We start from the raw sequence: 14,443 nt of genomic DNA, 5'->3' as shown, positions 1-14,443 counted from the left end.
CTGAACATTATGAGAAGAAGGGATTTTTTACGCAATTCAGTGCCCGCAGGTGTAATGCTGCCCTCACTGATCAATGGTATGACGGTGAAGGCATTTGGTGCAGAATCTTTACTCATGCAGGGCTTGTTTCCACCAACTACCGAAACAGATCATGTACTCGTGATTGTTCAATTGAATGGGGGTAATGATGGTTTGAATACAGTAATTCCGCTGGAATATTTTCCCAACTATATCAGGGCCCGCTCCAATATGTATATCCCCCAGCAAAAAGTGTTGAACCTAACCGGAACAGATAAAGTGGGTTTACATCCGTCCATGACGGGTATGCAGGCATTGTTTAACGACGGTAAGATGAGTGTTATTCATTCGGTAGGTTATCCGCAACCTAATTTCTCTCATTTTCGCGCAACGGATATCTGGATGAGTGCAAGCGACAGCAAGGAAGTAGTAAACAGTGGATGGACCGGCCGTTACCTGAGTTATGAGTATCCCAATTTCCCGAATGGATATCCCAACAGTACCATGCCCGATCCGCTGGCCATACAGATTGGGTCTACTACATCGCTGGCTTTACAGGGTCCGGCGGTGAGTATGGGCATGAGTATATCGAACCCCAATAATTTTTATAACCTCATCAGTGGTGTACAGGATCCTGCACCAAATACACCGGCAGGAAAAGAGCTTACTTATATCAGACAGGTGGCACAGCAAACAACTGAATATGCGGAGAGTATAAAAGCAGCATCCGCAAAAGTTACACAGCAGGCAGAATACCCCAATAACTCACTGGCATCACAATTAAAGATTGTAGCGAGATTGATTGCAGGTGGATTGAAGACAAGAATTTATATGGTGAGTTATGGTGGTTTCGATACACATTCCGCACAGGTAAATTCAACCGACACTACCACAGGTTCACATGCCAACCTTTTAAAGAATGTGAGCGATTCGATCAAAGCTTTTCAGGATGACCTGAAATTGCAGAAAGTAGAAGAGCGGGTAATTGGTATGACTTTTTCTGAGTTTGGAAGAAGAATAAAAAGCAATGGCAGTATTGGTACCGACCACGGTTCTGCCGCACCTATGTTTGTGTTTGGGAAAAATGTGGATGCCAGTGTAATTGGCGATACACCCAATATACCTGTAACCGCCAGCTTTAACGATAACCTTCCTTTTCAGTACGATTTCAGAAGTGTGTACGCCACACTGCTCAACAAATGGTTATGTGTAGATGCCAAAGACCTCGACCAGATTATGCTGAAAAATTTTCAGACCTTACCCATCATCAATTCACTGGCCTGTAATAAATCGGTTAACCTTTCGGGCGAAAGTTTTGTGACCAACTATCCCAATCCGTTTACCAATAGCACCAATATCAGTTTTAAAACGGCTGGTGGACATACACTCATCCAGGTAATGGACACTATGGGGAGGGTAATAGCCAGTTTAACCGACCGGGAATATGAGGCGGGCAATTATAATGTGGTATTTGATGGCTCCCGACTGCCACCAGGCATTTATTATGCCCGTTACCAGAACATGACCATACAGCAGGTACGTACCATGATTAAAGTGCGATAAAAAAATCGGCGAATTTTTTGCAACAATGATGTAATTTTTGAATCTGAGCTATATATTTGCAACAGAGTAGCAAAAATATATAGTATGAACAGATCATTCAGATACATGATGGTTGCGGTGCTTTTGTTGGTAGCAGCATGGGTTTCGGCCATGCCGGCAACAGTTCCGCCCAAAGCAAAACTATCGGGTAAAGTGGTAGACATAAAGGGGTTGCCTTTACCCGGTGCAGCTATTTATATTCATGAAGCACGTACAGGAACCGTGGCGGGAATAGATGGTCAGTTTACCACACCCGAAGTACCTGTGGGTAAATACTTAGTAGAAATATCTTTCCAGGGATATGCCAGCCACCTGGAAGTGATGACGATTGCGGAGAATATTTCCCATGTTTTTACCTTGAAAGAAACGTATGCAGAACACGATGCGGTAACTGTAACCGGGGTGGCATCTGCTACCAAAGTAAAACAATCGGCACAGCCGGTATCCATCATCAAGCGGAGCGATATGCTCAGGTCTTCTTCCACTAATATTATTGATGCTTTGGGTAAACTGGTGCCTGGTGTTTCAGGATTATCTACGGGTCCGGCCATCTCCAAACCTGTTATCAGGGGTCTGGGTTATAACAGGGTGGTTACTATACACGATGGTATTCGCCAGGAAGGACAACAGTGGGGCGATGAACATGGTATTGAAATAGATGAATACAGTTTGCAGCGTGCAGAAGTGTTAAAAGGGCCGGCTTCTTTATTATATGGTAGCGATGCCATGGCGGGTGTACTACACCTCATTACCAATATTCCTGTTGAACAGGGTACGGCAAAAGGTAACCTGATGAGTGCTTTTAATGATAACAACGGATTGCGCGCCATTAGTGCCAACCTGGCGGCTCACGATAAATCGGGTTTTAACTGGAATATCTATGGTACCAGTAAATCGGCTGCAGATTACCGTAATAAATACGATGGCCGGGTTTTCAACAGCCGTTTCAAAGAAAATAATTTCGGTGGTTATCTCGGTATCAATAAATCATGGGGATACAGTCATTTGCTCATCAGCAGTTTTAACCAGCAATTAGGTGTGGTAGAAGGTGCCAGAGACATAGCTTCCGGAGCCTTCCTTATTTTTCCTGAATCGCCGGCAGAAAGGGTTGCCACCAATGATGAACTGAACAGCCGCCAGTTTTATACACCCGGACAAAACATCAATCATTTTAAAATTGCATCAGATAATAATATTGCTGTGGGTTCGGGCAGACTGGCCATGAATATTGGTTTTCAGCGCAACCAGCGAAAAGAACTCGGCGATCCTGATGCGCCAACTGTTCCTGAACTGTATTTCGATCTGAAAACAGTTAACTATAATATCCAGTACCATGCAGCAGAAAAAAATGGATGGAGAACAGCCTATGGTGTAAATGGTATGTTCCAGCAAAATAAAAACCTGGCAGAAGAAGTACTCATTCCCGAATACAATCAGTTCGATGCAGGTGCATTTATTTATACCAAAAAAACATTTCAGCAAAACCTTACACTGAGCGGGGGTATAAGAGGCGATTACAGACGTGTAACCGGAAAAGGTTTTACGGAAGGAACAGAAGTAAAGTTTACCGGCTTCACTAAAAACTTCAGCAATTTCAGCGGTAGTGTTGGGTTGAGTTATAATGCAAACAACGATGTTACTTTGAAACTGAATGTAGCCCGGGGTTATAGGGCACCCACGGTTTCTGAACTCGCGAGCAATGGCGTTCACGAAGGAACCGATCGTTACGAATTTGGTGATACCAACCTGAAAACAGAAACATCCTTACAGTTTGATGCGGGTGTGGAAATTAATTCAGAACATGTAAGTATCAACTTCAATGGTTTTTATAACCGTATTCAGCATTATATTTTTTATGGTAAGTTAACAGCAGCGGCTGGTGGCGATTCATTGGTAAATGTAGATGGAACCGATGTAACAGCATTTAAATTCAGACAGTCTGGCGCCTCACTCGCCGGTTTTGAAATGAATATTGATTTACACCCGCATCCCTTAGACTGGTTGCATTTTGAAAACAGTTTCTCACTGGTAATGGGTCAGTTTGGTCAGCTCATTGACGGCAGTAACCGTTTACCATTCATTCCATCACCCCGTTTACAAAGCGAGCTGCGGGCCGATTTCAAAAAAGCTGGTAAAGGCCTGGGTAATTTATACTTCAAGGCAGAGCTGGATAATGTGAGCAGACAGAACCGCATTTTTACCGGCTACAATACAGAAACAGTAACCGATGGTTATACACTGTTTAATATTGGCGCAGGAACCGATGTATTACACAAAGGCAAAACACTGTTCAGTCTGCACATTGGGTTGAACAATATTACCGATGTAGCTTACCAGAACCATTTAAGCAGACTCAAGTACACCGATGCCAATAATGCCACCGGCAGAACAGGTGTATTCAACATGGGCAGAAATTTCAGTTTGAAACTGAATGTACCAATTGGGTTTAAGCTGTAACATAAATATTGATTGCCACTGAAGGCACAGAGACACTGTCCAGAGGACTCATTTGAGAAAATTTCTGTGCCTTCAGTGGCAATACATCAATTCATAAGCAAACAACTTTTCAAACCTTTCCCTCGTACAAGAGCATCTGTTCCTTGAAGCTTGCAACTTGTTGCTTGTATCTTCCCCCTTGTTTCTTAATTTTAGGTATGGAGATTAACCTCAATACACCCGCTCTTCTGTTCCCTGCCATCAGTTTAATCATGCTGGCTTATACCAATCGTTTCCTCTCTTTATCAAACAGGATTCGCAGCCTGCACGATAAATACCAGAGTCACGAACAGAAACACATTATTCATGGGCAAATTAAAAACCTGCGTTATCGTTTAAAGCTCATAAAAAATATGCAGGCGCTGGGTGTTATAACTTTTTTAGGCTGTATTATCTGTATGTACCTCATTTATACGCAATACATGATGGCCGCTAATGTGGTATTTGCCATCAGTCTAATTTGTTTCGCTTCATCGCTTTTTCTTTCACTCATCGAAATACAACTCAGCACCAAAGCCCTCGAACTTGAACTCAGCGACATTGAAGGCCTGGAAGACCCATCGGTGATTGAATATTTTCGTAAGAAATTCGGACGTGATTAATTTGATAATTTGGAAATGTGCTAATTTGGAAATTTGGAAATGAGGGAGGCTTTATTTCTTAAGTACACAATTAGTATATCAGCCTTCTTACATTTTCAAATTAGCACATTCTTCCTTTCTCCAATCTGCTGTCTCCACATCGCATAATACAATCCTTTTTCTGTGAGCAGGCTTTGGTGGTTGCCTGTTTCTACTACCTGCCCTTTTTCCAAAACATAAATGCGGTCGGCATGCATGATGGTGCTGAGGCGGTGGGCAATCATTACCGTTATCTGTTCTTTTTCGTCGGAGATATGGCGAATGGTATTGGTAATTTCTTCTTCCGTAATACTGTCTAATGCAGAAGTGGCTTCATCGAAAATGAGTAAGTGCGGATGACGGAGTAAAGCGCGGGCAATAGACAAACGTTGTTTCTCACCACCACTCAGTTTTAATCCGCCTTCACCAATCATGGTATCTAAACCTTTTTCGGCGCGGGAGAGCAGGTTGTCGCAACTGGCTTTGTGTAAGGCTTCGAGCAAATCGGCTTCACTGGCATCGGGGTGTACGAAACTCAGGTTCTCTCTAATGGTGCCGGCAAAAAGCTGTGTGTCTTGTGTAACAAAACCAATCTGGTTACGCAGCTCATCAAAATTCATATCGGCACCATTTACTTTATTATAGTAAATATGGCCTTCCTGCGGACGGTATAAGCCTACCAGTAATTTAACCAGTGTACTTTTTCCTGAACCCGATGGGCCAACGAAAGCAATGGTTTCTCCTTTCTTAACATCAAAAGAAATACCATCGAGTGCGCGGTATTGTGCGGTCTGGTGTTTAAATACCACCTGGTTAAATTCCAGTTCTTCAATCAATCCCACCTGTTTGGGTTGATCGGGTCGTGGCTCTACTTTTTTCTCCATCAGGTTATGGAAATTATTCAGCGAAGCTTCTGCTTCACGATAACTCATGATGATGCTGCCAATTTCCTGCAGGGGGCCGAAGATGAAGAAACTATAGAATTGAAGTGAAATCAATTGTCCAACGGTTAATACCTCACGATAAATAAGCCACATAAGTGTGAAAGTTATTACCTGGCGTAAGAAATTAACCATGGTGCCCTGAATAAAACTAAGTGAGCGGATACTCTTTACTTTCTTCAGTTCGAGGCCAAGTATTTTATAGGTATTGGTATTGAGGCGTTTTACCTCCTGATCGGTAAGCCCCAGGCTTTTTACCAGTTCAATATTGCGTAAGCTCTCTGTGGTAGAACCTGCCAATGAAGTGGTTTCTTTTACAATGGTTTTCTGTATAATTTTTATTTTCTTACTCAGCAGGTTGGTAACAAAAGCAATCATTACAGCGCCACCTAAGAAAATGGGGATGATGGACCAGTGAAGTTTGGTGGCATAAATAGAAACAAAGACCACGCTCACAATAATACCAAACAATACATTGATGACATAGCCAATAAACTTCTCTGTATCTGATCTAACCTTGGTTAAAATAGAAAGGGTTTCGCCACTGCGCTGGTCCTCAAATTCCTGGTAGGGGAGGCGCATGGAATGTTTTAATCCGTCGGTGAAAATTTTGGCGCCAAATTTCTGGATAATCACATTTACGGTATAGTCCTGAAAGGCTTTGGCAATCCGGCTCACCATGGCAGTACCCACCAGCAGGAGCAGCATGGTCATTATGCCATTAATGAACTGACTTTCTGTACGCAAACTGCCATCGGCATTGGTTTTTGGGTGATTGGCAAACTGGTCGATGAGTTTTCCAAAGATCATAGGATCGAAAAGAGAGAAAGTCTGGTTAACCGCTGCCAGCAGCAAAGCCAGTAAAACCAGCCATTTATAAGGTTTGAGATAATGCAGGAGTATTTTCATGAAAACGATTTGAAGGTTATTACCTGTCAATTTCCGTACAATTTTTGAAAAAGTGACAAATAAGCAGGGAAGACCATAGCCTATAGTCGATAGTCCATAGTAAAAGCAATCGTATTCCTGCTATGGACCATGGCCTATCGACTATGGCCTCCTTCCTCTATCCACACCTGTGAATAATAAGAAATTCTTAAGTCGTTCGCTGAGAGCAGATTAATCGGTAACTTACAAAAACCTTCCTCATATGCGTTGGAGAAAATTTAACGGCGAACAGATTCAGTTGCCCATTAAAGAAGCGGTGGCAGAAGCCATAAAACGCGAAACTTCACAGGGCATTAAACTCAAAGTATGTATTGGCACCGACAGCCAGGTAAAAGGCGAAGACACCGAGTTTGCAACGGTGATCGTTTTTTTGCGTGAACACAATGGCGGGTTCATGTACATACACAATGAGAAAACAAAACAGAAATACCACATCAAAGAAAGGATGCTGGTAGAAGTAGCCAAAAGTATTGAAATAGCATACGAACTATGCGACCTGTTTATTGAACACCAGGTTGATATGGAAGTGCATGCCGATATCAATACCAACCCACAATTCAAAAGCAACGACGCTTTACGTGAAGCCATGGGTTATATACTCGGAATGGGCTTTGCCTTTAAAGCCAAGCCTGAAGCTTTTGCCAGTAGTTGTTGTGCGGATAAGGTGGTGAACTGAGGATAGTGAGTAGTGGGCAGTCAGTAGTGAGTAAGGTTACTACAGTCCAACATTCACTACTGACTACTCACTATTTTATTCTCCAAAGGCTTTCCTTAACAAAGGTTATTTATATTGAAAGCGACACTGTAATATGTGTAATCTTTTATTTTTTACGCATACACCAATCGATGTTCATCGGTAATGTGTCTGCTGCAGCATCCACTTAAATCGCCTTTTAATGGTTCAGGTTTTCCAATACCTTTAAAAGGGGAGCGGGTGGTGTCTTTGATTAAGTCGTTGATTCTTTGTAATACTTTGTTGTCTTTTTCCAGCCAATACTGATAATCTTCCCATGTCTGTGTCTGAAATACAATTTCCATCGACAGCAGATTTATGGTTCTATTAATTTCCGGGTCTTACCACCCCTTTTTTCATTTCAGCCAAAGCTGCTTCCAGACGGGTTCTATTGGCTTTTGTACCCATTAAGTGTAATGTTTCCTGTTGCGCATTATAATCATCCAGATCCATTACCACCACAGTCTTGCCTTTTGTGCGTGATACCACCACAATTTCACGATCCTCATTTACCCTATTGAGGTTCTCGGCCAGATTTTGTCTGAAGTCTGAATAATTAACCACTTTCATACACAGGGTATTTAAGTACAAAAATGAGTACTTTTTTTAAAATGCATTTAATTGCCACTTTGATTCAAACTTTCAATAAACCCCAACAATTCCTCCCTCCCCAATTTCTTCTCCGCACTGGTAACAAAATGTCTGGGTAAAAACTGCCAGGTGGTTCGGAGGGTATCGAAAAAGGCTTCGATATTTCTTTTTACAACGCCAGGTTTTTCTTTATCGGTTTTGGTAAATACCAGGGAGAACTGCACACCCCATTTGTCGAGCTGACTGATGAATTCAAGATCATTTTTTTGCGGGCCATGTCGGCTGTCGATCAGTACAAAAATCTGGGTGAGGTTTTCGCGTTTACGGAAATAGCCTTCAATCATCTGTTCCCATCTTCTCCTGTCGGTTTGAGAGCGTTTGGCATAACCATAACCGGGTAAGTCTACAATATACCATTTGCTGCGTGGTCCTTTTTCGCCGGCACTGCTTTCTATAACGAAATGATTGATAAGCTGTGTTTTACCCGGTGTTGCCGATGTTTTGGCCAGACTTCTCTGTCCCGTAAGCATATTGATGAGCGATGATTTGCCTACATTGCTTCTGCCGATAAATGCATATTCAGGAACATCAGGTTTCGGACATTTATCGAAGCTGGGGCTCGATATAAGATACTCGGCTTTGCGTATTTGCATGCTGCAAAGTAACTAAAAACCTTTGTTTTTAAATGGCTGTGAGCGATGAGCTGTGAGCTATGAGTAAGCAATACTGTTTTATCAGTACAAATAAAAAAACTCATGGCTCACAGCTCATCGCTCCTTAAAACGAAACCCGCATACTGGCTATTAAATTTGAGCCGGCTGCTACCACACCTGATGAATAAGGACGGTATCGTTGGTTGGTGATGTTTTCCCAACCCAACTGGGCACTTATTTTTTCTGTGATGCGATAGGCCGCTTTAAAATTTAAGGTGTACCAGGATGGTGCAAATGGTTTGCCGTTTGCATCCACCGCATAAATGGACGTTTTGGCCTGTTCGCTGGGTGCCAGGTCTTTATTGGCAATCTCACTGTTATAGTCGAGCAGCAATTGTAAAGTCAGCCCTTTATGCTCATAGTTCAATTGTGTTGAACCAAAGAATGGTGGTGCATGACGCAAGGGTACCTGTTCGTTTTTGGTATCATCGGTTTCTTCTCCTTTGATCCAGTTGAGTTTTGTTTGCCAGTTGAAAGATGGTGAGAGGTACAACTGCCATCCTGTTTGTATGCCCCATACTTTGGCGCTGGCTACATTTTGTATGGCTTCAACACGGCTAAGGGTACCATCGAACATAATACTGCTTTGACCGTTAAACTGGAAAGCTCTTCTGGTAAGCGCGTTATTGAGCCAGGTGTGGAAGAGGTTGAAATAAAAACTGAACTCTTCTGTGCGGTTATATTGTACACCCCATTCTGCGTTCCAGGCATATTCAGGTTTCAGGTTTATATTGGGTACCACCACCACACCGGGTGCACTTTCAAATACTTTGCCGATATCATCAATATTCGGCATCCTGAAACCAGATGATACCACCGCACTCATCTGCCATTCTTTAGACATTCTGTACACCATACCCGTACTCATGGTCAGATTACCTGCAGCTAATGACGCTTCGGTAAAAGGAAATTTGAAGAAACTGGTATCAAAACGGGCTTTCAGTGAATTGTGGTTATACCGCAAACCTGCAGACAGGGTAAGGTTTTCTTTCAGGTTGTTTTTATAACTCAGGTAAGCAGCCAGTGAATTCCAGTTGGAGCCATCCGGATACCGGGAGGCCACTTTGGTAACCGTTCCATTGCCGATATGCTGGTTGATGCCTGTTGAACCCACTTTGTTGTAAACATATTCTGCTCCATAGAATAAAGCCTGTTTCTCGCTGAGTTGTTTTTGAAGATCGAGGTTAACAGCAGAGGCCACCACGGTTTCTGTTTGTGTTCTACGATTATTATTGGCTCTTCTTCTGTCGATACGGCTTTCTTCATAGTCCTGCACCGAGAGTGTAAGTCTTGCCTGATCGTAAATACCGGCTTTCTGTTTATGCAGCACCTGTATATGATGCATCATCCATTCCTGCGGACCATAATTCCATTCGGCAAAACGTAATGAACCACTGGCATATTCTATCAATCTGTCGTAACGTGGAATATTGGATGTGGTAGAATAATGAAATCCATATTGGAGGTCCCAGTTATCAGAAGGTTTATACCGCAGCTTTGAAATAAAATTTCGCTGCTGATACCCCGTGAACTTTTGTACACGAGGATCGGCATTGGTAAAAACAGAATCTACCGTACCGATACGTTGTACATATTGTGGACGCAGGTACCCGGTCTGTCCGCCATTTTTTCCCATTTTCAGATCGCCGAAATCGCTGTAGGTAAAACTGTTGAGAAAAGATAATTTCTTTCCAGCCAGATTAACATCTGCATGCATTGTTTTTTCCTGATTGGCTGACGCATAACGTACACTCGCATTACCTGTTACCAATATTTTTTTGCCGGCACTGAATTTTGGGTTGAGGGTATGAAAATCCATCACACCACCAATGGCATCACTGCCATACAGAATTGATCCCGGACCAAATATTACTTCTGCATCTTCCAATGCCATGGGGTCGAGTGATATTACATTCTGAATATTACCACTGCGATATATGGCATTGTTCATTCTTACACCATCTACCACAATCAATACCCTGTTGGTAGCAAACCCTCTGATCATCGGGCTTCCACCGCCCTGCTGGCTTTTCTGGATAAATATTTCACCCGTAGTTCCCAATAAATCGGCCATGGTTTGCGGGTTCCTTAATTTGGTTTGCTTCAGGTTGATCTTGGTAATACGATTGGGAATTTCATTCAGTTTCTGCTCCCATTTATTATATGACACTACTACTTCATCGAGTTCTTTTCCCGATGCAATACTGTCTTTGTGTTGCTGGGCATGTATAGTTTGGTTGAATAGCAGGCATGATAATAAACAACATGCCCATGCTATGTTTAAACGCATAATTTTTTTTTTATGAATCATTGAAATAACAGAATGGGTGTTTTGATTTCAAAACACTTTCACTAAAGGCATACCCTCCGCTTACTTTTTTTCCTTGATGAAAAAAAGTAACAAAAAAAATCTCCAAAGGAGTCCTTCGGACAAGGCTGTAGAAAAAAAGCTAAAATTTACTTCGTTACGCTACAATGGATGAAATCATAATGAAATAATGAACATCGAATATGAAATGTCCAACTTCGAAATTCGATATTGGCTATTTCTCTGTTCTTCTGTTCACTGAAGCCAGGCATCATCCATTGCTTAACGCTTCACTACGTAAATTTCTTAACGCTTTTTTTCTAAGGCCGGAATAGCGGATAAAATTTCGGGTATATCCTGTTTAGTGATTAAGCGTGCAGATATCCTTTAGGCGGGGGCACAAGAATGCCGGGTTGAAACTGGGGAATTAAAGTTTCGAAATATGCTCCATGCATATTTGCTGGTAAGGTAGTATGCTGTAAAAGAGAAAAAGCAAAGTTCGACTGGTTGCTCACAAAACAGGATGCATATAAAACCAGCAACGGCGATTTCTGATTTTTCTCTGTGGTTTTATCCAGCAGTTGATGCAGTTTTTGTTCCTGGTGATCGTACAAGCCTTTTACGATAAAGGTTCCGTCGGGTTGTTTGGTTACGGTACTTACATCGAATAAGGTTCCGTTTACCACGATCTCTTTATCTTTTTTATACCATTTTAATTTATCCACACGAATAGTACTCAGTTCCTTCGATTTAAAAGCCTGTTTCATTTCAGCACGAATCGTTTTCTGCTGGTAATGGAACAACACAAAACCCATCAGTGGGAATGCCACTAATAGTACTAAAAAAAAGGCAGTAATTTTTCTTAGAACAGACAATTATTTTCGTTTTCTGATCAGGCTGTCGATCGGGTAATGTGCTTTCATGGTATCCATTACCGACTGGGCCCAGGTAGTAAGTGCCACACGTTCATCATCAGTAAGTTTTGCATCGCGGTGTACCCAGGTATAGGAATTGAGTGGCATTTCTTTTTCTTTTACCTGCTCAACTACTTCTTCCATTTTATGGTACTGCTTTCTGAGACTATAGGTACTGTAGTCATCGAAATTCAGGTGACTTTTACCTTCTTTAATATGATCATCTAACCACCAGGTTACAGGTTGTACCGATGCATACCAGGGATAAACAGTATTGTTGGTATGGCAGTCGTTACAGGCTTTGGTAAGAATGGTATTTACATCGGCGGGAACTGCATACAGTGTACTGATATGTTTAGTTTTATCAGTCGATACATTTTTGGCGGGTCGTACAAATTGAATCGCAACAAATGCAATCAGCAGAATAAGCAGTATTCTTTTAAATATTTTCATGTTTCAAAGGTTATTGAGGCCATTAAATTAATACATTTCCCGTCATTTCTTTAGGAATGGGTAAACCCATCACTGTTAAAATGGTAGGTGCAAGATCGCCCAGCTTGCCCGGTTTAATGCTTCCCTTCCATTCTTTGTCGATGATAAAGAAGGGTACAAGGTTTAAGGTATGGGCTGTATTCGGACTTCCGTCTTCATTAATCATAAAATCGGCGTTGCCATGATCGGCTGTCAGGAAAATGGTATAACCGTTGGCCAAACCCGCTGTTACCACCCTGTTTACACAGGCATCTACGGTTTCAGCAGCTTTTATGGCCGCGCTGAATACACCCGTATGACCCACCATATCTGTATTGGCATAGTTAAGGCAAACAAAATCGGCAGTGCCTGCTTCAATTTCCGGCACCAGTTTATCGGTAATCTCAATAGCACTCATTTCGGGCTGCAGATCGTAAGTAGCTACTTTGGGTGAGGGTACCATGATTCTTTTTTCACCTGTATAAGGTTCTTCTCTTCCTCCACTAAAGAAAAAAGTTACATGCGGATATTTTTCTGTTTCAGCAATACGTATCTGTGTTTTACCATTGGCTTCTAATACTTCGCCCAGTGTATTGGTGAGGTTATCGTTTTCAAAAATCACCTGTACATTTTTGAATTTGTGATCATACAGTGTCATGGTTGTATAGTGCAGGTTCAGGGGAGACATATCAAATTCCGGGAAAGCCTGTTGTGTCAATACTTCCGTTATCTCCCTGCAACGATCGGTTCTGAAATTAAAACAGATCACCGCATCATCTGGTTTGATGGTAGCAATAGGTTGATCGTCACCATTTGTAATTACGGTAGGTAAAATAAACTCATCGGTGGTGCCTGCTGCATACGCTTTTTCAATGGCAGTAATGGCATCGGGTGCTGTTGGTCCTGCTGCTTTTACCAAACAATCATATGCCAGTTTTACCCTTTCCCAACGTTTGTCTCTGTCCATGGCATAATAACGACCGCTTACAGAGGCAATGGTGCCGGCACTATTTTTCAGGTGATCTTCTAATTCACGAACAAAACCTAAACCGCTTTTCGGATCGGTATCGCGACCATCGGTAAATACATGAATAAAGAGTTTTGAGATACCATGTTGCTTGCACAAATCGCAGATGGCTTTCAGGTGATTAATATGTGAATGCACACCTCCGTCGCTCACAAGTCCAATCAGGTGTAAGGCTTTATCATTGTTTTTTGCATATGCAAGAGATTGCAGAAACTGCGCATTACCGGCCAACTCACCCGTTTTAACAGCAACATTAATGCGCTGAAGTTCCTGGTATACAATTCTTCCCGCACCCAGGTTCAGGTGGCCTACTTCACTGTTACCCATCTGCCCATCGGGTAAACCCACTTCTTCACCACAGGTAACAAGGGTTGTGTTCGGATATTTATTGTAAAGTGAACTTACAAATGGAACATTTGCCTGCTGAATGGCATCGGAAGATGCTATTTTTCCAAGTCCCCATCCATCCATAATAACTAAAATAACTTTCTTGCTCATATAATAAAATGATCTTGTGTGTTAATTGCTGATTAGGTACTAACTTTATGGTAATACCTGATTCTCCCAAAGTTGGCATGTTTTTGGCACATATAAAGGGAGAAAGCAAAATAAAGTATATGAAATCTTTCTTTTTAACCATCGGATTGGCATTGACCCTGATGTCGTTTACGTTACAGGGACCTACAGATGCGATCGTGCGTTCGCTGAAATCTGCCAATGCAGAACAGGTGGCCGCGCATTTTGATGATTTTGTAGATATGAAGCTGCTGGAGAAAGACGAGGTAAAAAATATGGGTAAAAACCAGGCTACGATTGCCATCAAAAATTTCTTTGCAGAAAAAAGCATCAAAGGCTTTGAAAAGATTTCAGAACGTGAAATCGGCAGCACCATGTATATGACAGGTAAACTCCTGAACAACAATAAAGGCTATAATATTACGGTGATGCTGAAACAGAAAGGTGGGCAATACCAAATCGTAACCGTACGTATCAACTAACCCTCATCTACCTTGTATTCCTGAACCTTGAATCTTGATTCTTGTTCCTTGAATCCTGTTTCT

At 42.0% G+C, this 14,443-nt stretch carries 13 protein-coding genes; 5 read left to right on the top strand and 8 right to left on the bottom strand.

Annotated elements, in window-relative coordinates:
* Window positions 1–9 precede the first annotated feature (9 nt).
* From KXJ59_RS12955 to KXJ59_RS12945, 3 genes are all read left to right on the top strand, one after another.
* Window positions 10–1,581 (top strand): DUF1501 domain-containing protein, encoded by a 1,572-nt coding sequence (locus KXJ59_RS12955; protein ID WP_295205321.1) that lies wholly within the window; start codon window positions 10–12, stop codon window positions 1,579–1,581.
* 84 nt (window positions 1,582–1,665) lie between these two features.
* Complete coding sequence (locus KXJ59_RS12950) at window positions 1,666–4,077, top strand: TonB-dependent receptor (protein ID WP_295205318.1); 2,412 nt, start codon at window positions 1,666–1,668, stop codon at window positions 4,075–4,077.
* Between the two features lie 197 nt (window positions 4,078–4,274).
* Complete coding sequence (locus KXJ59_RS12945) at window positions 4,275–4,718, top strand: DUF2721 domain-containing protein (protein WP_295205315.1); 444 nt, start codon at window positions 4,275–4,277, stop codon at window positions 4,716–4,718.
* A 95-nt stretch (window positions 4,719–4,813) separates the two neighbouring features.
* Here the strand turns inward: KXJ59_RS12945 and KXJ59_RS12940 are convergent, their stop codons facing one another.
* Complete coding sequence (locus KXJ59_RS12940; RefSeq protein ID WP_295205313.1) at window positions 4,814–6,586, bottom strand: ABC transporter ATP-binding protein; 1,773 nt, start codon at window positions 6,584–6,586, stop codon at window positions 4,814–4,816.
* 241 nt (window positions 6,587–6,827) lie between these two features.
* Here KXJ59_RS12940 and KXJ59_RS12935 point away from each other — a divergent pair, with 241 nt between their 5' ends.
* Entirely contained in the window at window positions 6,828–7,301 is a 474-nt protein-coding gene (locus KXJ59_RS12935; protein WP_295205310.1) for a ribonuclease H-like YkuK family protein, read from the top strand.
* A gap of 152 nt (window positions 7,302–7,453) precedes the next feature.
* Here KXJ59_RS12935 and KXJ59_RS12930 read toward each other — a convergent pair whose 3' ends face one another.
* From KXJ59_RS12930 to gpmI, 7 genes are all read right to left on the bottom strand, one after another.
* Entirely contained in the window at window positions 7,454–7,663 is a 210-nt protein-coding gene (locus KXJ59_RS12930; RefSeq protein WP_295205307.1) for a Txe/YoeB family addiction module toxin, read from the bottom strand.
* 22 nt (window positions 7,664–7,685) lie between these two features.
* A complete protein-coding gene (locus KXJ59_RS12925; protein WP_295205304.1) occupies window positions 7,686–7,928 on the bottom strand; it encodes a type II toxin-antitoxin system prevent-host-death family antitoxin in 243 nt (80 codons plus the stop codon).
* Between the two features lie 47 nt (window positions 7,929–7,975).
* The gene (gene yihA / locus KXJ59_RS12920; RefSeq protein ID WP_295205301.1) at window positions 7,976–8,602 is read right to left on the bottom strand and encodes a ribosome biogenesis GTP-binding protein YihA/YsxC; all 627 of its coding nucleotides are present in this window, start codon (window positions 8,600–8,602) and stop codon (window positions 7,976–7,978) included.
* A gap of 124 nt (window positions 8,603–8,726) precedes the next feature.
* Window positions 8,727–10,952, bottom strand: a complete 2,226-nt coding sequence (locus KXJ59_RS12915) for a TonB-dependent receptor (RefSeq protein WP_295205298.1) — start codon at window positions 10,950–10,952, stop codon at window positions 8,727–8,729.
* A 386-nt stretch (window positions 10,953–11,338) separates the two neighbouring features.
* The gene (locus tag KXJ59_RS12910; protein WP_295205295.1) at window positions 11,339–11,800 is read right to left on the bottom strand and encodes a hypothetical protein; all 462 of its coding nucleotides are present in this window, start codon (window positions 11,798–11,800) and stop codon (window positions 11,339–11,341) included.
* A 45-nt stretch (window positions 11,801–11,845) separates the two neighbouring features.
* Complete coding sequence (locus KXJ59_RS12905) at window positions 11,846–12,337, bottom strand: heme-binding domain-containing protein (RefSeq protein ID WP_295205293.1); 492 nt, start codon at window positions 12,335–12,337, stop codon at window positions 11,846–11,848.
* Between the two features lie 22 nt (window positions 12,338–12,359).
* A complete protein-coding gene (gene gpmI, locus KXJ59_RS12900; RefSeq protein WP_295205290.1) occupies window positions 12,360–13,880 on the bottom strand; it encodes a 2,3-bisphosphoglycerate-independent phosphoglycerate mutase in 1,521 nt (506 codons plus the stop codon).
* A 119-nt stretch (window positions 13,881–13,999) separates the two neighbouring features.
* Between gpmI and KXJ59_RS12895 the strand changes: the two genes are divergently transcribed.
* Window positions 14,000–14,380 carry a DUF4783 domain-containing protein gene (locus tag KXJ59_RS12895; RefSeq protein ID WP_295205287.1) on the top strand — a complete coding sequence of 127 codons (381 nt, stop codon included), beginning with the start codon at window positions 14,000–14,002 and terminating at the stop codon, window positions 14,378–14,380.
* Window positions 14,381–14,443: the final 63 nt, after the last annotated feature.

This window comes from Sediminibacterium sp. (assembly GCF_019264485.1).
In the GTDB taxonomy this organism is placed as follows: Bacteria; Bacteroidota; Bacteroidia; order Chitinophagales; family Chitinophagaceae; genus Sediminibacterium.
The sequence above is the reverse complement of the archived record's forward strand: the minus strand, read 5'-3'. Positions and strand labels throughout refer to the sequence as shown.